At 39.3% G+C, this 24,983-nt stretch carries 21 protein-coding genes and 2 pseudogenes; 17 read left to right on the top strand and 6 right to left on the bottom strand.

Annotated features, from left to right (window positions below; all coding sequences use genetic code 11):
- Positions 1–44 precede the first annotated feature (44 nt).
- The gene (brnQ, locus tag EL097_RS00880; protein WP_003046739.1) at positions 45–1,415 is read right to left on the bottom strand and encodes a branched-chain amino acid transport system II carrier protein; all 1,371 of its coding nucleotides are present in this window, start codon (positions 1,413–1,415) and stop codon (positions 45–47) included.
- Between the two features lie 232 nt (positions 1,416–1,647).
- On the opposite strand from brnQ, the gene sstT reads away from it, so the two are divergent.
- On the top strand, positions 1,648–2,862 hold the full coding sequence (sstT, locus tag EL097_RS00875) for a serine/threonine transporter SstT (protein ID WP_003046742.1): 1,215 nt from the start codon (positions 1,648–1,650) through the stop codon (positions 2,860–2,862).
- Between the two features lie 162 nt (positions 2,863–3,024).
- Here sstT and ktrA read toward each other — a convergent pair whose 3' ends face one another.
- The 3 genes from ktrA to rsmG all read right to left on the bottom strand — a co-directional run bounded on the left by ktrA (position 3,025) and on the right by rsmG (position 5,879).
- On the bottom strand, positions 3,025–3,699 hold the full coding sequence (ktrA, locus tag EL097_RS00870) for a potassium uptake transporter gating subunit KtrA (RefSeq protein ID WP_003046745.1): 675 nt from the start codon (positions 3,697–3,699) through the stop codon (positions 3,025–3,027).
- 9 nt (positions 3,700–3,708) lie between these two features.
- On the bottom strand, positions 3,709–5,085 hold the full coding sequence (gene ktrB / locus EL097_RS00865) for a potassium uptake transporter channel subunit KtrB (RefSeq protein WP_003046748.1): 1,377 nt from the start codon (positions 5,083–5,085) through the stop codon (positions 3,709–3,711).
- Positions 5,086–5,165: 80 nt separating this feature from the next.
- Positions 5,166–5,879 (bottom strand): 16S rRNA (guanine(527)-N(7))-methyltransferase RsmG, encoded by a 714-nt coding sequence (gene rsmG, locus EL097_RS00860; RefSeq protein WP_003046751.1) that lies wholly within the window; start codon positions 5,877–5,879, stop codon positions 5,166–5,168.
- Positions 5,880–6,028: 149 nt separating this feature from the next.
- Between rsmG and EL097_RS00855 the strand changes: the two genes are divergently transcribed.
- The 16 genes and pseudogenes from EL097_RS00855 (at position 6,029) to greA (ending at position 23,307) form a co-directional block, all read left to right on the top strand.
- Positions 6,029–6,586: a LemA family protein gene (locus tag EL097_RS00855; protein WP_003046754.1), complete on the top strand. Its 558-nt coding sequence runs from the start codon at positions 6,029–6,031 to the stop codon at positions 6,584–6,586.
- A gap of 47 nt (positions 6,587–6,633) precedes the next feature.
- On the top strand, positions 6,634–7,536 hold the full coding sequence (gene htpX / locus EL097_RS00850; protein ID WP_099982901.1) for a zinc metalloprotease HtpX: 903 nt from the start codon (positions 6,634–6,636) through the stop codon (positions 7,534–7,536).
- Between the two features lie 274 nt (positions 7,537–7,810).
- The gene (locus EL097_RS00845; protein WP_003046759.1) at positions 7,811–8,344 is read left to right on the top strand and encodes a YceD family protein; all 534 of its coding nucleotides are present in this window, start codon (positions 7,811–7,813) and stop codon (positions 8,342–8,344) included.
- A gap of 260 nt (positions 8,345–8,604) precedes the next feature.
- Positions 8,605–9,291, top strand: coding sequence for a two-component system response regulator CovR/CsrR (covR, locus tag EL097_RS00840; RefSeq protein ID WP_003046762.1), 687 nt, complete (start codon positions 8,605–8,607; stop codon positions 9,289–9,291).
- A gap of 5 nt (positions 9,292–9,296) precedes the next feature.
- Entirely contained in the window at positions 9,297–10,799 is a 1,503-nt protein-coding gene (locus EL097_RS00835; protein ID WP_003046765.1) for a HAMP domain-containing sensor histidine kinase, read from the top strand.
- 218 nt (positions 10,800–11,017) lie between these two features.
- Positions 11,018–11,512 (top strand): transcriptional regulator NrdR, encoded by a 495-nt coding sequence (nrdR, locus tag EL097_RS00830; protein WP_003046767.1) that lies wholly within the window; start codon positions 11,018–11,020, stop codon positions 11,510–11,512.
- The gene (locus tag EL097_RS00825; protein ID WP_003046769.1) at positions 11,496–12,665 is read left to right on the top strand and encodes a replication initiation and membrane attachment family protein; all 1,170 of its coding nucleotides are present in this window, start codon (positions 11,496–11,498) and stop codon (positions 12,663–12,665) included. Before nrdR ends, EL097_RS00825 begins: the two co-directional genes overlap by 17 nt.
- On the top strand, positions 12,666–13,568 hold the full coding sequence (gene dnaI / locus EL097_RS00820) for a primosomal protein DnaI (RefSeq protein WP_003046771.1): 903 nt from the start codon (positions 12,666–12,668) through the stop codon (positions 13,566–13,568).
- A 58-nt stretch (positions 13,569–13,626) separates the two neighbouring features.
- Positions 13,627–14,937 carry a ribosome biogenesis GTPase Der gene (der, locus tag EL097_RS00815; RefSeq protein WP_003046772.1) on the top strand — a complete coding sequence of 437 codons (1,311 nt, stop codon included), beginning with the start codon at positions 13,627–13,629 and terminating at the stop codon, positions 14,935–14,937.
- A 219-nt stretch (positions 14,938–15,156) separates the two neighbouring features.
- Positions 15,157–18,249, top strand: a complete 3,093-nt coding sequence (locus EL097_RS00810) for a DEAD/DEAH box helicase (RefSeq protein ID WP_003046774.1) — start codon at positions 15,157–15,159, stop codon at positions 18,247–18,249.
- 266 nt (positions 18,250–18,515) lie between these two features.
- Entirely contained in the window at positions 18,516–19,118 is a 603-nt protein-coding gene (locus EL097_RS00805) for a hypothetical protein (protein WP_003046777.1), read from the top strand.
- Positions 19,119–19,160: 42 nt separating this feature from the next.
- Positions 19,161–20,492, top strand: coding sequence for a UDP-N-acetylmuramate--L-alanine ligase (murC, locus tag EL097_RS00800; protein WP_003046780.1), 1,332 nt, complete (start codon positions 19,161–19,163; stop codon positions 20,490–20,492).
- Positions 20,493–20,537: 45 nt separating this feature from the next.
- Positions 20,538–21,020, top strand: coding sequence for a GNAT family N-acetyltransferase (locus EL097_RS00795; RefSeq protein WP_003046782.1), 483 nt, complete (start codon positions 20,538–20,540; stop codon positions 21,018–21,020).
- Between the two features lie 110 nt (positions 21,021–21,130).
- A pseudogene (locus tag EL097_RS11175) lies at positions 21,131–21,332 on the top strand (endolytic transglycosylase MltG); the annotation flags it as partial.
- Positions 21,333–21,571: 239 nt separating this feature from the next.
- Positions 21,572–22,750, top strand: a pseudogene (gene mltG, locus EL097_RS00790) (endolytic transglycosylase MltG); the annotation flags it as partial.
- Positions 22,751–22,824: 74 nt separating this feature from the next.
- Positions 22,825–23,307 (top strand): transcription elongation factor GreA, encoded by a 483-nt coding sequence (gene greA, locus EL097_RS00785; protein ID WP_003046783.1) that lies wholly within the window; start codon positions 22,825–22,827, stop codon positions 23,305–23,307.
- 213 nt (positions 23,308–23,520) lie between these two features.
- Here the strand turns inward: greA and yidC are convergent, their stop codons facing one another.
- Both yidC and EL097_RS00775 read right to left on the bottom strand, forming a co-directional pair.
- Complete coding sequence (gene yidC / locus EL097_RS00780) at positions 23,521–24,444, bottom strand: membrane protein insertase YidC (protein ID WP_003046785.1); 924 nt, start codon at positions 24,442–24,444, stop codon at positions 23,521–23,523.
- A gap of 82 nt (positions 24,445–24,526) precedes the next feature.
- A complete protein-coding gene (locus tag EL097_RS00775; RefSeq protein WP_003046786.1) occupies positions 24,527–24,805 on the bottom strand; it encodes an acylphosphatase in 279 nt (92 codons plus the stop codon).
- Between the last annotated feature and the right edge of the window lie 178 nt (positions 24,806–24,983).

The following is a 24,983-nucleotide window of genomic DNA, read 5'->3' as shown; positions in this document are numbered from 1 at the left end:
ATTAAGGCTTGAGGTGTTGTTGTATTTTGAACGGATTCAATAGTTTAGTCTTTTTTCATTTTACTGAGAATAAGCCCGAGCAAGGAGCCAATAACTGCAAAGACAATCCACCCCATTGAAAATTGTCCAAGAGGAACTGTTTTTTGGAAGAAGGTTGTCACAGGCTCTGGTAAGGTGAAGAGGCCAGTCATTTGTGAGAGGGTTGATAGGGCATCAAAAATAGCTGGAATAATGGTTAAACCAATGGTTGTTCGATAAATAATAGGATCATTATTAAAGTATTTTTGTAACAAAACAAGGACAATTAAATCCACAGTTAAGGGGTACAAGAGGAATAAAACAGGAGCAGACCAGTTGATAATGACTGATAAACCACCAAAATAGAAGAAGGCAGATACCAAGGTGAAAATGGTTGACCAGATCATATGAGATAAAGCAGGCACTAATTTATGGAAGTATTCTGCACTTGATGTGATTAAACCTGTTGAAGTGGTTAAGCAGGCTAAGAAAATAACAATAGCAAGAAAGGCTTGTCCGATGCTGCCTAAATAAAAACGAGAAGCATGGCTGAGGATTTGTCCACCATTAACTGGGCTACCATGAAGGGTAAAATGGCCATCGATAAAGGGAAATAATGACTGTGATGTTGCTCCAATACGACCAACAAAAATATAAACAAAGGCTAATAGAAAAATGGCAATAGTACCAGAAATAAGAGTAATCTTTGTGACCTCTTTGTCTGTTTTAGCACCGAACTGTTTTGTTGCTTCAATAACTAAAATAGCAAAGACAAGAGAGGCTAGCGCGTCCATGGTACCATATCCTTGAATCAGTCCAGCAATAAAAGGAAGGTCTTTAAAGGCATTATTAACACCAAGCCCTGCGTTGAAGGCATTACCATAGTCACCTGCTGGGTGGACAAAAGAAGCAATCACCAATATAGAGATAACAACCAATAAGGTTGGAGTCAGGAATTTACCAATATTTTCGGCCAACTTACTTGGTCTAATGGCTAGAAAGTAGGACAGCCCAAAGAAAAGAACAGCATAAATAGCTTTGTTGGTTAAGTTGTCTCCTAAAATAGGAGCAATTCCCACTGAGAATGAAGTGGCACCTGTTCGAGGAATCGCAAAGAAGGGGCCAATAGATAAATATAAAATAGATGAGTAAAGAATAGCGTACCATTTGGAAATGGGACGGGCTAGGCTTTCAACATCTTCTGAGCCAGATTTGGCAACAGCAACCACACCAAGTAAGGGTAAGGAAACGCCTGTTAAACAAAAGCCGACAATAGACCATAAAATATTATGACCTGAATAGATGCCAAGAAAAGCTGGATAGATGAGATTTGCTGCTCCAAAAAAGAGAGCAAAGAGCATAAATCCGATAACAATATATACATTTTTTTGTTTCATTTATAAATAGTCTTTCTATTTGTACTAATTCGAAGATTCTAACAATTTTAATGGTGGTTTCTGCTAAAATGACAACAGAAGCTATTATATCGAAGATTACCAGTCTCGTCAATAGAGGTTAATCGAGAACTCTGAGAATGATAATGAGTGAAGTGAACAACTCGATCCATTTGACGAATGGCTAGAATTATATTATTATAAAAAACATGTAACTTTAGTAAGGATGTGACGAATGAAAAAACTATGTGATTTATGGGTTAGGGTCAGCCTAATCAAAAAAATTGGTATTGGTGTTGTTATTGGGGTGATATTAGGACTCTTGGTGCCTGACTTTACGGGCTTGATCATTTTAGGAAAATTGTTTGTTGGTGGTTTAAAAGCCATTGCTCCTTTGCTTGTTTTTGCCTTAGTCTCCCAAGCCATCTCCCACCAGAAAAAAGGGAGAGAGACCAATATGACTTTAATCATTGTTCTTTATCTCTTTGGGACCTTTGCAGCAGCCTTGGTAGCTGTTTTGACAACCTATTTATTCCCGTTGACTTTGATTTTAAAGACACCAGTCAATACTGAATTTTCACCTCCTCAGGGTGTGGCAGAAGTTTTTCAGACCCTTTTGCTAAAATTGGTTGATAATCCTATTAATGCGTTGGCGACTGCTAACTATATTGGGGTCTTGTCATGGGCTTTAGTATTTGGCTTAGCCTTAAAAACAGCAAGCCAAGAAACCAAACACCTCATAAAAACAGCAGCGGAAATCACGTCACAAATCGTCGTTTGGATCATTAACTTGGCGCCTATCGGAATCATGAGTTTAGTCTTTGCCACCGTTTCTGAAAATGGGATTGGTATTTTATCAGATTACGCCCTGCTCATTCTTGTTTTAGTAGGAACCATGGCTTTTGTAGCTTTAGTTGTTAACCCCCTTATCGCTTTTGTTGTCATGCGTCAAAACCCTTATCCTCTGGTTTTCAGATGTTTACGCGAATCAGGCATTACAGCTTTCTTTACCAGAAGTTCAGCCGCTAACATTCCTGTTAATATGCAGCTTTGTAAGAAACTTGGGCTGAGCAAAGATACCTATTCTGTATCAATTCCACTTGGGGCAACCATCAATATGGGTGGGGCAGCTATTACTATTAATGTCTTGACCCTTGCTGCGGTTAATACCTTTGGCATCCCAATTGATTTTCTAACAGCTCTGCTATTGAGCGTTGTCGCAGCAGTGTCTGCTTGTGGTGCTTCTGGAGTTGCTGGAGGTTCTTTATTGCTCATTCCAGTGGCATGTAGCTTATTTGGGATTTCCAATGACCTGGCTATGCAGGTTGTTGGCGTTGGCTTCATTGTTGGTGTCATTCAGGATTCGTGTGAAACTGCTTTGAACTCATCAACCGATGTCCTGTTCACAGCCATTGCTGAAAATGCTTTTTGGAAACGGAAGAAGGCCTAGTCAGGTTTCGTTTAATGTCTAAAAAACATCCTTGGAGAGATCCAAGGATGTTTTAGAACGTAGACAAACTCTATTTTTAGAAGGTGTCAATGAAAATGGTTTAATGATCATGACTTCAACTAACTCTTGAAACACTTATGTTATCGTGTTTCAGGAGTTTTCTTATTTAAGATAGCCGAGATAGTCAAATTTTTCAAAGGTGTGGTCGTTAGCAATAGCGACAATAATCGTATTAGCTTCTAGCGGCTCAAATGGTTTGACATTAGTATCTAAGGTTTTCACTTCTTTTTGGCGCATGCCGATGACATTTAATTCGTATTTGCGACGGACATCTAATTCAGACAAGGACTGGCCTTCCCAGCTCTCAGGAATAACAAATTCAATCATGGAAATGCCATGTTCCAAGTAGATAATACTTTCAATATGCCGTCTGAGAAGGTTTGAGGCAACGCGTTTTCCAGAATCACGCTCAGGAGTGATGACTTTAGTTGCCCCGATACCGTATAGAACTTCTTCAAAAATTTTATTTTTAGCCTTGGCAATAATGGTTGGAACACCGAGTTTTTTACAGTGCATGACTGCAAGTACAGAAGACTCTAGGTTGTTACCAGATGCGATAACAACAGTGTCACAATGTTCAATCCCAACAGCTAGCAAAAATTCCTTGTCGGTAATATCTCCAACAGCAGCTTTGGTCACTAAATCAGCGACTTCTTTCACATGGCTTTCTCGAATATCAATGGCAATAACATCTTGATCGAAATTACTTAATTCTCTAGCGACAGTTCGGCCGAAGATACCAAGACCAAGAACGCCGACAGTTTTACGTTTTAACATGTTTTCTCCTTAACCCACTAGAATATCAGTAGTGGCATATTGAATGGTTTTTTCTTTACGCTGAATTAAACTGATGAGGACAGTAATAGGACCGACTCGACCAACGAACATCAGGACAATGACAATAAGACGCCCTGCAGTAGATAATTGTGGGGTCAAATCCATAGATACTCCAACTGTCGCAATAGCAGAAATTGATTCAAACAAGAGCGGAATAGGGGCAATATTTGGCTCTACGCTAAGTAATAAAATGAATCCTATCATAAGGACTGCAAAGAAGAAAATAAGAACCGTCATGGTTTGCTTAATCGTCTTATTTGCGATAATCCGGTTCCGAAAGGTTACCTCTGATTGCCCAGATAATTCCGCTTTGAAGAGCAAGAAGGTAATGGCTGCCGTTGTGACTTTGATCCCACCAGCAGTTCCGCCAGGAGCTCCACCAATAACCATTTGAATCATGTAAAGAATATTGGTAGGTGCAAGGGTATCCTTGTAAGAAATGGTGGCAAAACCAGCAGTCCTCATGGTAACTGTCTGAAAAAAAGAAACCATAAATTGCTGATGCAAACTATAATTGGCGATGGTCTTGCTGTTATCTTTTTCTAAGAACCAAGATAGGAAGGTTCCAAGAACGAGAATAACAGCGGTCGTTTGGATAACTAGCCTAGATTGATTCGATAACTTACGAAAAGTTGCGCCATAGCAGTGGGGTCTTACAAAAAAGTATTTTTTAAAAGCTAAGCCTAGATCAACCCAGACAGCAAATCCTAGACCACCGGAAATAATGAGGAAGGTAATGATAAGATTAAGCGTAGGATTCAAGACAAACTCTTTTAGACTAGAGGCACCTAAATTATCGAAACCAGCATTACAAAAAGCAGAGATGGCTAGAAAAATACTGTTAAAAATGCCATGCTTCCATCCAAAGCGAGGAATAAAATCGGTCATCATAATAAGAGCTGCGATAGCTTCAAGACCAAAAGTGACCTTATAGGCAAAGAAAAGATAGTGCTTTAAATCTTTGCTATCTCCGCGGTTTAAGGCTGACTGGAGTAGGGTTTGATCGCTCAGTCGCATTTTACGTTTAAGGGCAAAGGTGCTCATAGCAATCAGGGTCACTAAGCCAAGCCCCCCAATTTGCATTAGCATCATGGCGATGGTCTGGCCGATACCGTTGTAAACTTCGGCAACGGGAACAACAGAGAGTCCTGTCACGCAAACCATGGAAACAACATTAAAGAAATGGTCAAGATAGACAGTATCTGGGCCATTTTGATAATGGGTAAAAGGCATGGATAATAAGAGAGTCCCAATCAGAATCACGATAGCAAAACTGCCAGTTAGGCGCTGTGTGACCGATAAGGATTGGATAAATGAGCGTTTCATGTTTCCTCCATAATAATATCTCAACCTATGATAACAAAAATAAGCTAAAAAAGCTAAGTTTCCTCTTAGCTTTTCAAAGGTTATAAGGGTTTTTTGTTGGGCAAGCCAGCTTTTCGTGGGTATTTATTAGGGGTTTCTTTTTTCTTCTCAACAACGGTGATGTAACGAGAATCTCCATTTGGCAATTGGTAGTGGTGGTTAACAATGACTTTCCCAAAAAGAAGCGACAGTGCTGTTTTAGCATCTTCTAATTCTTGATCAGCAGCTTGTGCCTTTAAGGCGATTAATTTTCCTCCAATTTTTAAAAAGGGGATGGTTAATTCAGATAGAACTTGCATACGGGCAACTGCTCTAGCGGTAACGATATCAAATTGTGCACGAAAAGCCTTGTTCTGTCCAAAGTCTTCTGCTCTGCCATGGAAAAAATGGACATTCTCCAAACCCAATTCTTGAGCAAGGAGTGTCAGAAAAGAAATCCGCTTATTGAGAGAATCAATAATGGTAACCTCAAGGTTTGGGAAAAGAATTTTCATAGGGAGACTAGGAAAGCCAGCACCAGCACCAATATCCAATAATCGAACAGGATCGTTAGATAAAAAACCTTGGAGAATAGGAGCGATAGAATCATAGAAGTGTTTAAGGTAAACGTCATTTTCTTCTGTGATAGCTGTTAAATTAATCTTAGTATTCCATTCCACTAGTAATTTGAAGTAGGTGTCAAATTGCTCTTTTTGCTTAAGAGATAAGGAAAAGCCATCTTCTTCTAATGTGTGGTAAAAATCTTGGGGTGTCATCTGTATCCTCTGTCTTTGATTATTGCTACCATTTTACCATAAAATAAAGGATAGTAAAATCCAATAAATCATTAGAAATAGTCCCTCATTACTTGCTATTAGTCTAGAAATTGCTATAATTGAGACACAAAGATTAAAGGAGACACACTATGCCAACAGCTTTGATTATTTTAGTCGTTTTAGGGGTGCTTGCTCTGTGGTTAATGATTAGCTACAATAGCCTGGTTAAATCTCGGATGCACACAAAAGAAGCTTGGAGTCAAATTGATGTGCAATTAAAACGTCGTAATGACTTGATTCCAAATCTTATTGAAACTGTAAAGGGATATGCTAGCTACGAGCAAAAAACATTTGAAAAAATCACTGATTTGCGTGCGCGTGTTGCGAATGCCTCAACTCCTCAAGAAACCATGGCGGCTTCTAATGAATTGAGTAAACAGGTGACCAATTTGTTTGCCGTTGCTGAAAATTACCCAGACTTAAAAGCTAACGAAAACTTCTTGACATTACAAGAAGAGTTGACAAATACTGAAAATAAAATCTCGTATTCTCGTCAACTATATAATTCAACAACATCTAATTATAACCTTCAATTAGAATCTTTCCCAAGCAATATCGCAGGTAAACTATTTGGTTTTAAACCAAGTGAATTCTTACAAACGCCAGAAGCTGAAAAAGAAGTTCCAAAAGTAGAGTTTCATTTTTAAGTGATGTCAGGTCACCAACAAGAATTTTTTTAAGAAAAAGGAGACGCATGCTTTACCAACAGATTTCACGAAATAAGCAGCGCACCGTTGTGTTATTAATTGTTTTCTTCATTCTCTTAGCGCTTATTGGGGCTTCAGCAGGCTATCTTTTAGTGGATAATTACATGATGGGACTAGCTCTAGCTCTTATCATTGGTGCTATCTATGCAGTCAGCATGATTTTTCAATCCACCAGTATTGTGATGAACATGAATTTTGCTAGAGAAGTCAGTGAGGCAGAAGCTCCCTACTTTTATCATATTGTCGAAGATATGGCTCTGGTGGCTCAGATTCCGATGCCGAGAGTTTTTATTATTGACGATCCTTCTTTGAATGCCTTTGCCACAGGTTCTAGCCCTAAAAACGCTGCTGTTGCGGCTACAACAGGCTTACTTGAAGTGATGAATCGTGAGGAACTTGAAGGGGTAATCGGTCACGAAGTTAGCCATATTCGTAATTATGATATTCGTATTTCTACTATTGCAGTAGCCTTGGCTAGCGCTATTACCCTTATTTCTAGTATTGGTGGACGGGCGCTTTGGTACGGCGGTTCTCGCAGACGAAATAGCGATGGCGATAGCAATAGTGACAACGGTTTAGGAATTATTCTCCTATTCTTGTCACTTTTGTCCTTGATTTTAGCGCCGTTAGTGGCAAGCCTGATTCAGCTAGCTATCTCACGTCAAAGAGAATATTTAGCTGATGCTAGTTCAGTTGAACTGACTAGAAACCCTCAAGGAATGATTAAGGCGCTTGAAAAGCTACAGTCATCTCAGTCGGTGAAATATCCTGTTGATGATGCTAGTGCGGCTCTGTATATTAATGAGCCACGAAAAAAAGATGGTCTCAGTTCCTTATTTAGTACCCACCCTCCTATTGAAGAGAGGATTGAACGACTGAAACACATGTGAGCGTTTGGCGTCAGCTCAAGCCTCACTTTTTCTTTTTTTTTTTTCGGTTTTTAATGTTCAGAAAAACAATTGCTTGGATAAGGAAACCATTTTATTCTATTAGTTGATACTGCCAGAATTGTCTGTATGACATCCCTAAAATGAGTAAAACGAAGTTGAAAAATGAGATTATCTAACTTTTGAAATTAAAAAATGTAAGAAAATTGTCATAAATCTATTGACAAATCACGGATATAATAGTAAAAATAGATTAGAGTTTTATTAGGAGAAAATGATGTTAGTTATTTCTGAAATCCGAAAATGCCCAGACGGTCTTTCTTTTGACCGAGTATGTGATGTCAAAGCAAAGTTACTTGAACGTAATCCCCAGATTATTGACCTTAAAAATGTTAGGGTCGTTGGTAATGTTCACCATGATGCTGGTCTTTATTTGTTGCAATATCAGCTTAGCTATGAGCTAACCTTACCTTCTAGTCGATCCATGACTCCTGTCAGTTTAAACGAAGTTCAACAGGTTCAAGAATTATTCATTGAAGCTGCAGATTTGGTAGATAAGCAGGATATGGTGGATGACAATCTGGTTTTGGTTTTAGAAGATGACAAGATTGACCTAGAAGAAAGTATTGTGGACAATATTTTATTAGCCATACCATTGCAGGTCTTGACGGAGGAAGAAAAAAATTCCCAAGACTTGCCAACGGGTCAAGATTGGACAGTCTTGACGGAGGAACAGTATCAGTCACTTAAAGAAGAAAAGCAAAAAGAAAATAATCCGTTTGCTAGCTTGCAAGGATTGTTTGATGAATAAAGCTGAATATTAAAGATGTCTGTAATTTTTATTTGAAAAAAGGACTTTTCTTTGATATACTCTTTAGAGAATGTGGTTATTCACTTGTGTGGGGCATTTGTTGGCCACAAAGGGGTGAAGAAGGTAATACTATCAGAAACTTTCGTACTCATTAGGTGACTATTTGAGCCTTGGAACTCAAATATTATAAAAATTAGATGGACCTCGTGGTTTTCTTTCTGGGAGAGAAAGAGTTCATAAGAGGATAAGGGTTGGTGTAGATGACAAAGAAAATTTTAATTATCGAAGATGAAAAAAATCTCGCAAGGTTTGTTTCACTTGAACTGCAACATGAAGGTTATGAAGTAACCGTTGAAGTAAATGGTCGTGAAGGGTTAGAAACTGCCTTGGAAAAGGATTTTGATTTAATCTTGCTTGACTTAATGCTTCCTGAAATGGATGGTTTTGAAGTGACCCGTCGCTTACAGACTGAAAAAACAACATATATCATGATGATGACTGCACGTGATTCGATTATGGATGTGGTGGCAGGCTTGGACCGTGGTGCGGATGACTATATTGTTAAGCCATTTGCGATTGAAGAATTGTTGGCTCGTATTCGTGCAATTTTCCGTCGTCAAGATATTGAATCTGAAAAGAAACTGCCTAGTCAAGGAATTTATCGTGACTTGGTCTTGAACCCGCAAAACCGTTCGGTTAATCGTGGGGATGATGAAATTCCCCTCACTAAACGTGAATACGACTTGCTTAGCATTTTGATGACAAACATGAACCGTGTGATGACACGTGAAGAATTGCTCTCAAATGTTTGGAAATATGATGAGGCAGTTGAAACAAACGTTGTTGATGTTTATATTCGTTACCTTCGTGGTAAAGTTGACATCCCAGGTAAGGAATCTTATATCCAAACCGTTCGCGGCATGGGATATGTTATTCGTGAGAAATAATTAAGATGGCAAATCAGAAGCAGAAACAAAAGAAATATAAAAAATCGTTACCAAAACGTTTATCCAATATCTTTTTTGTTCTCTTTTTCTGCATTTTCTCTGCCTTCACGCTGATTGCTTATAGTTCAACAAACTCTTTCTTGTTGAAAAAAGAAAAGCAATCGGTCTTTCAAGCTGTAAATATTGTTAGAGTTCGTCTTTCTGAGGTGGACTCTAATTTTACATTAGAGAACTTAGCAGAAGTTTTGTATAAAAATGATAAGACACATCTGAGAATTGATGATAAAAATGGTAGTCGAGTTATCAGAAGTGAGCGAGACATTACCAATACACTTGATGCCAATCAGGATATTTATGTTTACAATGTTGATAAGCAGATGATTTTTACGACAGACGATGAGGAAGCCTCTCCTGGCTTGAGAGAGCCTATTGGTAAGGTTTTTCATGATCATATCGAAGACAAGTATCGTGGTTTTTCCATGACCCAAAAGGTTTATTCTAACCAAACAGGAAAATTTGTTGGTTATGTTCAAGTCTTTCATGACTTGGGGAATTACTATGTCATCAGAGCGCGTCTCTTATTCTGGTTACTAGTAGTTGAACTATTTGGGACCAGTCTGGCTTATTTGATTATTTTGATTGCTACTCGTCGTTTCTTGAAACCGTTGCATAATTTGCACGAAGTCATGCGCAACATTTCTGAAAATCCTAATAATTTGAACCTGCGATCAGATATTTCATCAGGAGATGAAATTGAAGAATTATCAGTTATTTTTGATAACATGTTGGACAAGTTAGAGACCCACACCAAGTTGCAATCTCGTTTTATTAGTGATGTGAGCCATGAGTTGCGAACGCCAGTGGCCATTATTAAAGGACATATTGGTCTTTTGCAACGGTGGGGCAAGGATGATAGTGACATTCTTGAAGAGAGTTTGACCGCGACAGCCCATGAAGCCGATCGTATGGCTATCATGATTAATGACATGTTGGATATGATTCGTGTCCAAGGGTCTTTTGAAGGACATCAAAATGATACAACCGTTTTAGAAAACTCTATTGAAACTGTTATTGGTAATTTTAGGGTGTTGAGAGAGGATTTTGAATTTACCTGGTATTCTGAAAATCCCGAAACCTTAGCGCGCATCTATAAAAATCACTTTGAGCAGGCTTTGATGATTCTTATTGATAATGCGGTGAAATATTCACGTCAAGATAAGAAAATTTCAATTGATCTTAGAGTGAATAACAAGCAAGAAGCTATTGTCCAGGTTCAAGACAAGGGTGAAGGGATTTCCAAAGAGGACATCAAGCATATTTTTGAACGCTTTTACCGTACAGACAAATCTCGTAATCGGACAAGCACTCAAGCCGGGTTGGGGATTGGTTTATCGATTCTCAAACAGATTGTGGATGGCTATCATTTACAGATGGAAGTTGAGAGCGAATTGAATAAAGGATCGGTCTTTATTCTTCACATTCCCCTAGCAACGGCAAAGAAAAACTAGGAATTGCTTTTTAAGCAATCGCTATCCGATAAAGAGTGAACTAAATTTTTGAGTAAGAATGGTATCGCTTGTGGTGCCATTCTTTTTGTTGCTGTTATTTTTAAATAGGAGCAAAAAAGAGACGGGGTGAAAGCTTTCCCTTGACATATTCTTTTGTTATCCTTGAAATTATGGTAGAATAGAGTACTAGATTATTTTGATAGAATTGGGGTGTTTGCGTGCGTTGTCCAAAATGTAATTATAATAAATCGAGTGTTGTTGATAGCAGACAAGCTGAAGACGGCAATACTATTCGTCGTCGGCGAGAATGTGAAAAATGCCATACCCGTTTTACAACATTTGAACGTGTGGAAGAACTCCCCTTGCTAGTGATTAAAAAGGACGGGACGAGAGAACAGTTTTCAAGGGATAAAATTTTGAATGGGGTTGTTCAAAGTGCTCAAAAGAGACCTGTTTCGAGTACGGATATTGAGAATTTGATTTCGCGTATTGAGCAAAGGGTTCGTACCACTTACGAAAATGAAGTCTCAAGTACGGTTATTGGTAATTTGGTGATGGATGAATTGGCAGAGCTAGATGAAATCACTTATGTGCGCTTTGCCAGCGTCTATAAGAGTTTCAAAGATGTCGATGAAATCGAAGAGCTCTTGCAACAAATCACCAATCGCGTGCGAGGAAAAAAGAAGAGTGGTTTAAATGATGAAACCCATTGATACCTTTACCTATCTTAAACGAAACAAGGTTCTTTATGATTCGACCAGCCTAGTTCAGTTGTATTTTCCGATTATCGGAAGCGATGCAGTTGCTGTTTACCAGTACTTTGTTCATTTTTTTGATGATGGTGCCAAGTCACACAAATTTAGTGATGTTTTAAATCATTTGCAATTTGGTATGAAGCGTTTTGAGGACGCTTTGAGAATGCTGACAGCGATGGATTTGATGGTCTTGTATCAACTACCAGATAGCTATTTGATTAAGTTGCAACAGCCGTTAGCTCATGAAGCTTTTCTCAAGCAACCGGTTTATTCTCGGTTGTTGGAACAAAAAATTGGGGATGCAGCTGTGTCAGAGTTACAGGTAACCATTCCTAGTCAAGCAAGAAATATTTCAAAACGCTTTTCTGATGTTTTTGGAACTGAGGGTATTCCTGTTACAGTATCTCAGAGCTCCAAAAAATCATTTGATTTGGATAGTTTTCAACAGTTGATGGTTCGGGATGGGTTACAATTTGAAGACAATCAAAAAGATGTGGTCAGCCTCTACAGTATTGCAGAGCAATACGACATGAACTGGTTTGATACCTATCAATTGGCAAAAGCTACTGCTGTTAATGGGAAAATCCAACCCAAACGCTTGTTGGCTAAGAAAAAGCAGGCAGTTAGGGAACCGAGTAAGGAGCAGTTTTCGCAGGCTGAACAAGTGATCTTGCGAGAAGCTAAGCAAGATAGTGCTCTTGTTTTCTTAGAAAAGATAAAAAAAGCAAGGCGGGCAACTGTTACTAAGGATGAAAAAATCTTATTGCAAACCTTGGCGAAGATGGACTTTCTGGATGATGTTATCAATGTGATGGTGCTTTATACCTTTAATAAGACAAAATCTGCTAATTTACAGAAAAGTTATGTATTAAAAATGGCCAATGATTTTTCTTACCAAAAGGTATCAACGGCTGAAGAAGCTATGTTGACCTTGCGGGCTTTCACAGGTCGCCAAAGTAGTCGTCAAGCAAAAACAGGTCAGAATAATGTGCCTAAGTGGAGCAATCCTGACTATCAAGAAACAACAAGTCAAGAAGAGCAGGCTAAACTGGATCAGTTCAAGCAGGCTGCTTTGAAGAGATTAGAAAACCTCAGAAAGGGTGGTGACTAGATGGAAAAGATTGGAGAAACCATGGCAAAATTGGGTCAAAACAATCGTGTTAATAGTGACCAGTTGATTCAAACCATTTTAGCGGATCCCGAAGTAGCAAGTTTCATCAGTCACCATCACCTATCACAGGAGCAAATTAAGCTTAGCTTGTCCAAGTTCAATCAGTTTTTGGTGGAACGCCAGAAGTATCAGCTCAAGGATGCTTCCTATATTGCTAAGGGGTATCAGCCTATTCTGACGATGAATGAAGGCTACGCGGATGTGTCTTATTTGGAAACCAAAGAATTGGTAGAAGCCCAAAAACAGGCAGCTATCTCAGAACGAATACAACTGGTTAGCCTACCAAAATCTTACCGACACATTCATTTATCAGATATTGATGTTAATAACACCAGTCGTATGGAAGCCTTCTCTGCTATTTTGGATTTTGTGGAGCAATACCCATTAGCAGGGCAAAAAGGCTTGTATTTGTATGGAGATATGGGGATTGGCAAGTCTTACTTGTTAGCTGCCATGGCTCATGAATTATCTGAGAAAAAAAGCGTGTCAACCACTCTTTTACATTTTCCGAGCTTTGCCATTGATGTAAAAAATGCCATTTCAAACGGCTCTGTTAAAGAAGAAATTGATGCGGTCAAAAATGTACCAGTGCTCATTTTAGATGATATTGGTGCAGAGCAGGCCACTTCCTGGGTTCGTGATGAAGTTTTGCAGGTGATTTTACAATACCGCATGTTAGAGGAATTGCCAACCTTCTTTACCTCTAATTATAGTTTTGCGGATTTGGAGCGGAAATGGGCAACCATCAAAGGAAGTGATGAAACTTGGCAGGCCAAACGTGTCATGGAACGCGTGCGTTATTTGGCTAAAGAGTTCCATTTGGAAGGGGCTAATCGCCGCTAGATGAGTGATAAACGTCAAGAAGAATAGCTACACGTGTGAGTGAAAGAAAAGGAGAATCATGGTTTTACCTACCGTTGCCATTGTGGGCCGTCCAAATGTGGGCAAGTCCACCTTATTTAATCGGATCGCAGGAGAGCGCATTTCAATTGTTGAAGATGTTGAAGGGGTTACCCGAGACCGCATTTACGCTACTGGAGAATGGCTTAATCGCCAATTCTCATTGATTGATACAGGTGGTATTGATGATGTTGATGCCCCGTTTATGGAGCAAATTAAGCACCAGGCTCAAATTGCCATGGAAGAGGCGGACGTTATCGTCTTTGTTGTTTCAGGCAAAGAAGGGGTTACAGACGCGGATGAATATGTGTCGAAAATCTTATATCGAACCAATACTCCAGTGATTTTAGCTGTGAACAAAGTGGATAATCCTGAAATGCGTAATGACATTTATGATTTTTATTCTCTTGGTTTGGGTGATCCGTATCCTATTTCTTCTGTTCACGGTATTGGAACAGGAGATGTCTTGGATGCTATCGTTGAAAACTTGCCAGTAGAAGAGGCTGAAGAAAATGATGATATTATTCGCTTCAGTTTAATCGGTCGTCCCAATGTCGGGAAATCTAGCTTGATTAATGCTATCTTGGGTGAGGATCGCGTTATTGCTAGCCCTGTCGCAGGGACAACACGTGATGCGATTGACACGCATTTCACTGATGCTGACGGTCAAGAATTTACCATGATTGACACAGCTGGGATGCGCAAATCTGGCAAGATTTATGAGAACACCGAAAAATATTCTGTGATGCGTGCCATGCGTGCCATTGACCGCTCTGATGTGGTCTTGATGGTTATCAACGCTGAAGAGGGAATCCGTGAGTACGATAAGCGAATTGCTGGTTTTGCACACGAAGCTGGTAAAGGAATGATTATTGTCGTTAACAAATGGGATACCATTGACAAGGATAACCATACCGTTGCCAAGTGGGAAGCGGATATTCGGGATCAATTCCAATTCTTGACTTATGCTCCAATTATTTTTGTATCAGCTTTGACAAAGCAGCGCTTGAATAAATTACCGGAATTGATTAAAGGCATTAGTGACAGTCAGAATAAGCGTATCCCATCTGCTGTCCTCAACGAAGTTATCATGGATGCTATTGCCATTAACCCAACACCAACGGATAAGGGCAAACGCTTGAAGATTTTCTATGCCACTCAAGTGTCAGTAAAGCCACCAACATTTGTTGTCTTTGTTAACGAGGAAGAATTGATGCACTTCTCATACTTGCGTTTCTTAGAAAATCAAATTCGTGCAGCCTTTACCTTTGAAGGGACACCTATTCATTTAATTGCGCGTAAACGGAAATAAGAAACGAGCATCAGCTAAGGTGATAACTAAAAAAGACATTATTAGTTGCTGATAAGGATTGTGTTCTGTATGTTACAGGAGACAATCCTTTTTATGATACCTTTAAGGGTGCAGATGAGGGATTAGTAGCAAACAAAGAAGACAGGAAAAAGGATTTTTACAAGAAATCTCATGTGATTTTTGTTATAATCAAAGGATAAGCAAAAAGGTGGGGAAAATATGGCTAGATTAATTCCAGGACGTGTACGGAATGAGGGGATTGAGCTTTATGAACAAGGTTTAGTCACACTGCTAGATGAAAAAGAAGGGCTTCTTCAAGTGGAAGTTGATCCCTATCAGGTGCAGTATGGTGCTGACGATGAGGATATTACTTGTCAATGTGATACCTTTAAGGCAAGACAATATTGTAAGCATATCGCGGCTGTCGAGTATTTTTTGAAGAATAACCAAGAAGGGAAGCGTTTTTTGGAGCACTTGACTGGTCAAACGGAAACAAAAGCAGAAACTCAAAAAATGACTTCTTTTGGTAGTCTCTTTTTGGATAATTTAGCTATGAATGAAGATGATTCTGTTAAATATAGGCTGTCTGCTCTTGGTAGTCGAAGCCCTTTTTCGTCAGATTACTGGTGGAGTCTGAAAATCAATCGTTTGCCAGATGAGCGTTCTTATGTGATTCGAGATATTAAAGGTTTTTTGCAGCTTGTTAAAAAAGAAGGATTTTATCAAATTGGGAAAAATTATTTTGAACAACTCTCATGGCTGCAGTTTGACCCTTCCAGTCAAGACCTCATTGAGTTTTTATGGCGCCTGGCGTCTGATGCTGACAAAGGGGATAACGATAGCATTTTTCCAAATCATGCAAGGTATTTGCGCTTACCTAGTGGTTTTTTTGAAGAAGGCATTCACCTTTTAACTTCTCTTTATGACTTTACTTTTGAGGGACCTTCTCAAACCTATCATCATCTTTTTGTCCGTCCTTTGGAAGCAGAGGCAGGCCTTTATGAGTTTAAAGTGGAAGTGCACCGCAAATCTATTGAATTGCAAATTACTGAAAAAAATGTGCAATACCTCTTTGATAATGATTATCTTCTTTATCAAGATACCTTTTATCACTTGACGTTAAAGCAACGAAAAATGGTTCAGGCTATTCGTAGCTTGCCCATTGAGGCCGACTTGGCTAAGCATATTCATTTTGACTTGGTTGATCAGGCTAAATTGGCTGCTAGCCTACTTGACTTTAAACAAATTGGAATCGTTCAGGCACCTAAAAGTTTCACCATTCGAGACTTTGATGTAACCTTCCAATTTGACTTGGCAACTCAAGATGAGGTTAGCTGCCAGCTTATGTTTGATTATGGCAATTACCAAGTCAGTGATAAAGCAAGTTTAGCTCATTTGCCTTTTGCCAGTAATTACAAGAAAGAAGAAAAAATCAATCGCTCTCTAAAAGCCTGTGGCTTTTCTCCTCAATTTTATTCTAAAAAACGTCTAGTTAGCACAGAAGACCGGTATGCTTTTTTCGCAGAGATACTTCCTTATTTTGAACGTTTAGGAACTGTGCAAGTCAGTTCAGCCGTACAGGGATTACGATTTAAAGAAACACCTAGAATTGCGATTGAGCGTAAGGGGGGCTTACTGGATATTTCCTTTGATTTTTCCACCATTGTCGAAGATGATATTGATGATGCCTTGACTGCCCTTTTCCAAAATAATCCCTACTTTGTGAGCCAAACAGGGCAACTGGTTGTATTTGATGATGAGACGCAAAAGATTAGTCAGAGCCTGCAAGAATTACGGGCTAGACAATTGAAAAATGGTCACATGCAACTGGATGGCATTGCAGCATTGCAGGTGTCACAGCTCTTTGATGGCATGACTTCTGTGCACTTTTCAAAAGAGTTGGAAGAATTAGCGCATCATTTGCAACATCCAGAAACGTTTGCTGTAAAACCTCCGGCGGTTCAGGCACAGGTGAGGGACTACCAACGTCAAGGAATTCAGTGGTTGTCGATGTTAGACCATTATGGTTTTGGAGGTGTTTTGGCAGATGACATGGGGCTTGGAAAAACTCTCCAAACCATTGCTTTCTTATCAAGTCAGTTAAGACCAGATAGTAAGGTACTCATTTTGTCGCCGTCAAGCCTGATTTACAATTGGTTGGACGAGTGTCAAAAATTCACTCCTCAGCTAGATGTTGTCGTCTCTTATGGGCTTAAACAGGTTAGAGACCAAATCATTCAAGAGGGTCACCAAATAACCATTACCAGCTACTCCTCTTTTAGGCAGGATTTTGAAGCCTACCAAGATTTTCAGTATGATTATCTTATTTTAGATGAAGCGCAACTGATTAAGAATGCTCAGACGAAAATTGCACAATGTTTGCGTGCTTTTAATGCCACAAATTGCTTTGCCCTTTCCGGAACTCCCATTGAAAATAAATTGTTAGAAATTTGGTCCATTTTCCAAATTGTTTTACCAGGTCTTCTTCCAGCTAAGAAAGATTTTTTGAAAATGAGTGCCAAGCAAGTGTCGCGTTACATCAAGCCTTTTATCATGCGTCGTAAAAAGGAAGACGTCTTACCAGAATTACCTGATTTGATTGAAATGACTTATGCAAACGAAATGACCGATAGTCAGAAAGCTATCTATTTGGCACAGTTAAGGCAGATGCAAGATCAGGTTCGTACGGCCAGTGATGCTGATATTAACTGTCGTAAGATTGAAATTCTATCAGGGATTACTCGCTTGAGGCAGATTTGTGATACCCCGAGCCTCTTTATGACTTATGATGGAGAAAGTGGTAAGGTAGACAGTTTGAGAACTTTATTACTGCAAATCAAGGAAAACGGCCACCGTGCATTGGTTTTCTCTCAATTTAGGGGAATGCTGGATTTAGCCAAGCAAGAAATGGACGCTCTAGGATTGACCTCTTATCAAATGACAGGATCTACCCCTGCTAATGAACGACAAGAAATGACCCGAGCCTTTAATAACGGCTCCAAGGACGCCTTCTTGATTTCCCTCAAAGCAGGTGGAGTTGGGCTCAATCTAACAGGGGCGGATACAGTTATTTTGATTGACTTGTGGTGGAACCCTGCTGTTGAAATGCAGGCCATCAGTCGCGCCCATCGTATTGGTCAGGAAAGTAATGTAGAAGTTTACCGTTTGATTACTCGAGGAACAATCGAAGAAAAGATTTTAGAATTACAAGAAAGTAAGCGTCACTTGGTAACCACCGTCTTGGACGGTAATGAGAGTCGCGCAAGCATGTCTATTGAAGAAATTAAAGAAATTTTAGGACTAGAATCCTAGTCAAAAAAGCCAGTTTCGCAGGTAGAAACTGGCTTTTTGTGATGATTTAAATGAGTTGAAAATAAAAAAGTAAAATTTAGCTTTTCAATAGTTCAAATAGCCAAAAAGGGCAGAGTTGTCGATGTCAGTTTGGGAAGACCAGGAATTTCTGACTTGACCATTTTACTAAGTTGTTTGCTGGATAGAATGATATAGGAATACTTTGAAAAATAAGAGTATTTACGTTATAATAGGGAATGCTACAAGAAGGGAGAAGCAAAAAAAGGATGACAAACAATCAATTTCCTCTGGTTGCAGATGGTGTTCCGATTATTGATACAGCTAAGCAAATGGCTTTGTATGACAACGAAGACCTCATCACCAATATCCATGGCTATTATCAAGACAAGGATTATGATGATGTCACCAAAAATTATCAATTTGCGGATCAAATAACCTCTCACCAATCCCTTTCAACTCACCGTCTTCAAACCATTAATGAAGGCCGTAGTTATGCCAAAGAGGCACGTCAAAAAGCAAAGAAAGATCTCAAGAAAAAAAGACAGGCCTACCTTGCAAAAGACAGGCCCTATGTTTCTAAGCAAGTCACTAAGAAAAGCCATTCAATTGAGTCTCCCCTCCCTAAAGAGAAGCCAGTGACAGAAATGAGCCGTTTTACCAATAAGTTTCATCAAGAAAATTATATTTTAGCAGAGCTTCCTCGTGAGTACAAAGAGCCTCAAAATCCGTCACAGCAAGGTTCTGCCAAGAAAAATAATTATGATTTTTTAAAGCGCAGTCAAATTTATAATAGCAAAGAAACTAGAGAACAACGGGAAAAAACAATTGCGCAAGAGCTTAATCTAAGTCGCTTTGAAGACCTTGAATAAAGGGAAATGACTAGGTGAAAGCAGGATAACAAAGGAGTTAAGATGTCAAAAACTTATCATTTTATCGGAATTAAAGGGTCAGGAATGAGTGCCCTAGCCCTTATGTTGCATCAGATGGGACATAAGGTGCAGGGAAGTGATGTGGAAAAGTATTATTTCACCCAGCGTGGTTTAGAAAAAGCTGGCATCACCCTTCTCCCATTCAGTGAGGATAATATCACTGAGGATATGGAACTTATTGCAGGAAATGCCTTTCGTGAAGATAATAATAATGAAGTAGCTTACGCTATTCACCATCACATTCCTTTCAAACGTTATCATGAGTTCTTAGGGGAGTTTATGAAACAATTTATCAGTTTTGGTGTGGCGGGTGCCCATGGCAAAACCTCTACCACTGGTTTATTGTCACACGTTTTAAAAAACATTACAGATACCTCTTACCTCATCGGTGATGGTACTGGTCGTGGTTCGGCTAAGGCCCAATATTTTGTCTTTGAATCAGATGAATATGAGCGTCATTTCATGCCTTATCATCCAGAGTATTCCATCATTACTAATATTGATTTTGACCATCCTGACTATTTTACAGGGATTGATGATGTGCGAAATGCTTTTAATGACTATGCTAAGCAGGTGAAGAAAGCCTTGTTTGTCTATGGTGAAGATGAGGAATTAAAGAAAATCACAGCCGATGCTCCGATTTACTACTACGGTTTTGAAGCTGGAAATGATTTTGTGGCTTTCGACATTACACGTACCACAAATGGTTCAGATTTTAAGGTTAAACACGATGGTAAAGTGATTGGTCTGTTTCATGTCCCTGCCTATGGACGCCATAATATTTTAAACGCTACAGCGGTTATTGCCAACCTTTTTGTCGCTGGGATTGACATGGCTCTAGTGGCAGAGCATCTTAAAACGTTCTCGGGTGTGAAGCGCCGTTTTACAGAGAAAATTATCAATGACACCATTATTATTGATGATTTTGCCCATCACCCAACAGAAATTGTTGCAACGATTGATGCGGCTAGACAAAAGTACCCAAGTAAAGAAATTGTGGCCGTTTTCCAGCCGCATACCTTTACACGAACCATTGCCTTGCTAGATGATTTTGCCCTAGCTTTAAATGAAGCTGACAGTGTTTATCTTGCACAAATTTACGGTTCTGCTCGTGAAGTGGACAAAGGGGAAGTTAAGGTCGAAGACCTAGCGGCTAAGATTATCAAGCCATCTCAGGTAGTGACAGTCGAAAACGTTTCACCTCTACTTGACCATGACAATGCCGTTTATGTCTTTATGGGAGCTGGAGATATTCAGTTGTACGAACGCTCCTTTGAAGAATTACTTGCAAACCTCACCAAAAATAATCAATAAAAATTCCTGCCCCAGGCAGGTTTTCTCGTCCTAAAGGAGTTTAAGATGTTAATTAGACAAGTCCAAGAATCTGATTGGGAAGCCATTAGCGCTATTGAGCATGATAATTTTTCGCCGCAGGAAGCGACTACAAAGGAAGTTATTAGAGAGCGGACCCGGCTTATCCCTGATACTTTTTTAGTGGCTCTTATTGACCAAAAACTTGTCGGTTATATTGAGGGTCCAGCTATTGCTAAGCCAATTTTACAAGATCATCTCTTTCACGGTGTTAAAGAGAACCCACAAAAGGGTGGCTATATTGCCATTACCAGCCTCTCAATTGATAAGGCTTTTCAGCAACAGGGAATTGGAATTGCTCTTTTGGCGGCTATGAAAGATTTAGCAGTAACTCAGGAAAGGGAAGGCATTATTTTGACTTGTCATGATTACCTTATTCCCTATTACGAGATGAACGGTTTTAGCAATCAAGGTCTTTCAGAATCAGAGCATGGTGGTGCCGTTTGGTATCAAATGATTTGGAAACCCTAAATAGAAGTTAGCTTAACTGCTTATTTGTTAAGAATAGGTAACAAACACGTGATTTAATTGCATTTATAGTGCTTTTAAGTTATAATGGCGGTTGATTATATTTAGGAGGATTGGCTTTGACCGATTTTAAGGATGATGAGCAACAAAACCAGCAACGAAGTTTTAAAGAACAGATTCTTGCTGAGTTGGAAAAAGCAAATCAAATCAGAAAAGAAAAAGAAGAAGAGCTTTTTCAAAAAGAATTAGAAGCTAAAGAAGCAGCTCGACGCACAGCCCAGCTTTATGCTGAATATAAAAGGCAAGATTTCTTAAAGAAGAAAGCAGAGACATCGAATACTGCAACAGATGAAAAGCTAACTAAAAAGCTCCCTTTAGAGGATAAGCTGGCTACTCAGGAAGACTTGCTAGCGTCCAGGACAGTTGACTTCAATGAGGATAGGACTAGAGAAGGTCTAGTCGATCAGGAGATGTCTTCTTTAGCAAAAGACAGTGAAACCATTCAGGAAAAAGAGGTTTCTCAAGACATTATTCCTGAAGCCACTCAAGGACAACGAACAACTGAGAAAGGCGATGCCGTGAGACGAACAGCAAACAAACGCCAACAGACCGATCGAATGGCTAAAAAGATTTCAACTATTTTGATTAGTTCAATTATCCTTGCCATCTTAGGTATTGGTCTGGCAGGGACCGTTTATGTTTATAGCGCCCTCAACCCTGTTGATAAAAACAGCAAGGAATTTGTCCAAGTTGAAATTCCATCAGGATCAGGGAATAAATTAATTGGACAGATTCTTCAAAAAGACGGTCTGATTAAAAATAGCACTGTTTTTAGTTTTTATACTAAATTTAAAAACTTTACGAATTTTCAGAGCGGTTACTACAACCTGCAAAAAAACATGAGCTTGGAAGAAATCGCCAAAGCCTTGCAAGAAGGTGGAACAGCAGAGCCTACCAAGCCTTCGCTTGGGAAAATTCTTATCCCAGAAGGCTATACCATTAAGCAAATTGCCAAAGCTGTTGAACGCAACAGTAAAGGAAGAAGCAAAAACGCTAAAACACCATTTCATGAAAAAGACTTCTTGGATTTGGTAACAGACGAAGCTTTTATTCAAGATATGGTGAAAAAACATCCTAGGTTACTAGCAAATATTCCGACAAAAGAAGCTGCAGTTTACCGTTTGGAAGGTTACCTTTTCCCAGCGACTTATAACTACTACAAAGAAACCACAATGACAGATCTTGTAGAAGACATGTTAGCGACTACAGATGCTACTTTAGCCCCTTACTATGACCAAATTGCAGCAAGTGGCAAGACGGTCAATGAGGTGTTGACCTTGGCATCTTTGGTTGAAAAAGAAGGAGCGACAGATGATGATAGACGTCAGATTGCCAGCGTCTTTTACAATCGCCTTAACAATGGCATGGCCTTACAATCAAACATTGCCATCTTGTATGCTATGGGGAAACTTGGCGAAAAAACGACCCTAGCTGAGGATGCGACTATTGACACAACCATCAATTCTCCTTATAATATTTATACCAATACAGGATTGATGCCTGGTCCAGTTGATGCCTCAGGGCTTTCTGCTATTGAAGCGACCCTAAACCCAGCTTCAACGGATTACTTATACTTTGTGGCCAATGTCCATACTGGTGAAGTTTACTACGCAAAAACATTTGAAGAACATTCTGCAAATGTTGAGAAATATGTAAATAGTCAAATTCAGTAAATACAAACATGATGTCTAGGCATCATGTTTGTATTTCTGATTCGTTAAAAAGAAAAAGAAAAGAGAAAACAACCATGGCTGAAAAAACCTACCCAATGACCCTAACCGAAAAAGAACAACTTGAGAAAGAATTAGAAGAATTAAAGCTTGTTCGTCGCCCTGAAGTTGTAGAACGTATTAAAATCGCACGTTCTTATGGGGATCTTTCAGAAAACTCTGAGTACGATGCTGCTAAAGATGAACAAGCCTTTGTTGAAGGTCAAATTTCAACCCTTGAAACTAAAATTCGCTATGCTGAGATTATCGATAGCGATGCTGTCGCTAAGGATGAAGTTGCTATCGGTAAAACGGTTGTTGTTCAAGAAGTAGGCACTACAGATAAAGATACTTATCATATTGTTGGTGCTGCAGGAGCAGATATTTTTTCAGGAAAAATTTCAAACGAGAGTCCAATTGCTCAAGCCTTGATTGGAAAGAAAACAGGGGATAAGGTGAGAATCGAATCACCAGCTGCTACTTATGATGTTGAAATCATCAGTGTTGAAAAAACGAATTAATCACACAAAGTCATTATTTGCCTAACCATTAAGTGTTTTGGCCGCTAATGGCTTTTTTAGTATCTTCAAGTGAGATTAACTTATGGCAAGGCAAGCATTGGTGGCATCAGTGATGAGTCAAGAGGATTACAGGTCAGAGATTGTTTTCAATGATTATTGAAGGACAAGAGAAAAGACCAGCACTTTAACCGTGCTAGTCTTTTTTTACCTTTCTTAACGTTTTCGCTGTTTTCCAGCATTACGGTTTGATTTTGCTTTTTTAGTCATGATCGCTTGTGCCATATCTTGTGAAGGGGTCACATCCTTACGAGGAGCTGTGGCTTGATATGCCTTAGGCGGGTTCTTAGCGTACTCTTCTTCGATTTGCTTATGCAAGCGAGGTTTCAAGAAGTAAGTTGTGATTAACTGCTGAATAATACTAAAGAAACCACCAACTAGCCAGTAAAGGCCAACACCAGCAGGAAGTGAGAAGGACATGAAAATCATCATGATAGGCATGGTGTACATCATCGTCTTCATTTGCTCACGTTGTTCTTCTGAAACAGCCATCATTGATAACCATGATTGGAAGAAGTAAAGGGCAGCAATAATTGCCGTTAAGACTAAACTACGACTACCAAGATCAATTCCCATAAAGGTACTTGTTGAGACACCTTTGGTATACTGAGCGGCAAAATACATGGCAGAAAAGAATGGCATTTGAATCAGAAGTGGCAAACAGCCAATTCCTCCAAGAGGGTTGATGCCATGAGCACGCTGAGCAGTCATTAATTCTGTTTGCGCAGCCATTTTTTCTTCTTGACTACTTGCCTGTTTGATGCGTTTGTTGATTGGTTCAAAGACAGGTTTTAAGAAGGCCATTTTCTCAGATTGATAACTTGCCTTCCAAGATTGGTAAAGTCCCAGAGGTAAGATAAGTGTTCTCACGACAATGGTAACAATGATAATAGCAAGCCCATAACCTAGTCCTGCATTGTTTGCAAAGTAATTAATAAAGTAGGACATGGGTTTTCCAAGAAATTCCCAAACCATACCTTTTGGATTTCCGTGAGCGTCTCTTCCCACACAGCCTGTCAAGGTGAACAGGATGGACAGTGCTAGTCCTGAAAAGAGGATGCGATTTAATTTTAGTTTCAATGTATTTATCCTTTAGTTTTTAATATACTTATCTATTTTACTGTTTTTTTCAGAAATTCACAATAGTTCTGAAGTCCGATTTTTAATTGCCTATTCTAAAATCCTGAAAGTCTTCGAAATTAGCCAAGGTAACATCTACATAAGTGACTTTTGCCCATTTAGATGGTCCTTTACGGACCTCTTGAATAAATTTGGCTATTTTATCTGAATATTGAGATTGGGCTAGAACTTCAACGGTACCATCGCTGTTATTCCAAACACGACCGTAAATATCTCCCATTTCTAAGGCTAAGGCATAGGTGGCATAGCGAAAACCAACTCCCTGAACGCGACCAGAGACCAGTAAGCGAACTTTTTGCATAAGAAGGACCTCCTCGTCATTATTATACCACATGCTTAGCAGGAAATCCCATCTGCTACTTGCTGGCTTTGGTTATTGTATTAGAATAGAGATGCAAAGCAAGAGAGGACCAAGTAGGTATTGTACACTACTTGGCCTTATTTGTAGAAGGCTTTTTATCTTTTTGTCCTATGTTTTC

Origin of the sequence: Streptococcus canis (assembly GCF_900636575.1) — a bacterium.
Classification (GTDB): domain Bacteria; phylum Bacillota; class Bacilli; order Lactobacillales; family Streptococcaceae; genus Streptococcus; species Streptococcus canis.
The sequence above is the reverse complement of the archived record's forward strand: the minus strand, read 5'-3'. Positions and strand labels throughout refer to the sequence as shown.

What these genes read in the sequence shown, in the direction of transcription:
- brnQ (WP_003046739.1), bottom strand. Translation starts at nt 1,415, where the DNA reads ATGAAACAAAAAAATGTATATATTGTTATCGGATTTATGCTCTTTGCT.
- sstT (WP_003046742.1), top strand. Translation starts at nt 1,648, where the DNA reads ATGAAAAAACTATGTGATTTATGGGTTAGGGTCAGCCTAATCAAAAAA.
- ktrA (WP_003046745.1), bottom strand. Translation starts at nt 3,699, where the DNA reads ATGTTAAAACGTAAAACTGTCGGCGTTCTTGGTCTTGGTATCTTCGGC.
- ktrB (WP_003046748.1), bottom strand. Translation starts at nt 5,085, where the DNA reads ATGAAACGCTCATTTATCCAATCCTTATCGGTCACACAGCGCCTAACT.
- rsmG (WP_003046751.1), bottom strand. Translation starts at nt 5,879, where the DNA reads ATGACACCCCAAGATTTTTACCACACATTAGAAGAAGATGGCTTTTCC.
- EL097_RS00855 (WP_003046754.1), top strand. Translation starts at nt 6,029, where the DNA reads ATGCCAACAGCTTTGATTATTTTAGTCGTTTTAGGGGTGCTTGCTCTG.
- htpX (WP_099982901.1), top strand. Translation starts at nt 6,634, where the DNA reads ATGCTTTACCAACAGATTTCACGAAATAAGCAGCGCACCGTTGTGTTA.
- EL097_RS00845 (WP_003046759.1), top strand. Translation starts at nt 7,811, where the DNA reads ATGTTAGTTATTTCTGAAATCCGAAAATGCCCAGACGGTCTTTCTTTT.
- covR (WP_003046762.1), top strand. Translation starts at nt 8,605, where the DNA reads ATGACAAAGAAAATTTTAATTATCGAAGATGAAAAAAATCTCGCAAGG.
- EL097_RS00835 (WP_003046765.1), top strand. Translation starts at nt 9,297, where the DNA reads ATGGCAAATCAGAAGCAGAAACAAAAGAAATATAAAAAATCGTTACCA.
- EL097_RS00825 (WP_003046769.1), top strand. Translation starts at nt 11,496, where the DNA reads ATGATGAAACCCATTGATACCTTTACCTATCTTAAACGAAACAAGGTT.
- dnaI (WP_003046771.1), top strand. Translation starts at nt 12,666, where the DNA reads ATGGAAAAGATTGGAGAAACCATGGCAAAATTGGGTCAAAACAATCGT.
- der (WP_003046772.1), top strand. Translation starts at nt 13,627, where the DNA reads ATGGTTTTACCTACCGTTGCCATTGTGGGCCGTCCAAATGTGGGCAAG.
- EL097_RS00810 (WP_003046774.1), top strand. Translation starts at nt 15,157, where the DNA reads ATGGCTAGATTAATTCCAGGACGTGTACGGAATGAGGGGATTGAGCTT.
- EL097_RS00805 (WP_003046777.1), top strand. Translation starts at nt 18,516, where the DNA reads ATGACAAACAATCAATTTCCTCTGGTTGCAGATGGTGTTCCGATTATT.
- murC (WP_003046780.1), top strand. Translation starts at nt 19,161, where the DNA reads ATGTCAAAAACTTATCATTTTATCGGAATTAAAGGGTCAGGAATGAGT.
- EL097_RS00795 (WP_003046782.1), top strand. Translation starts at nt 20,538, where the DNA reads ATGTTAATTAGACAAGTCCAAGAATCTGATTGGGAAGCCATTAGCGCT.
- greA (WP_003046783.1), top strand. Translation starts at nt 22,825, where the DNA reads ATGGCTGAAAAAACCTACCCAATGACCCTAACCGAAAAAGAACAACTT.
- EL097_RS00775 (WP_003046786.1), bottom strand. Translation starts at nt 24,805, where the DNA reads ATGCAAAAAGTTCGCTTACTGGTCTCTGGTCGCGTTCAGGGAGTTGGT.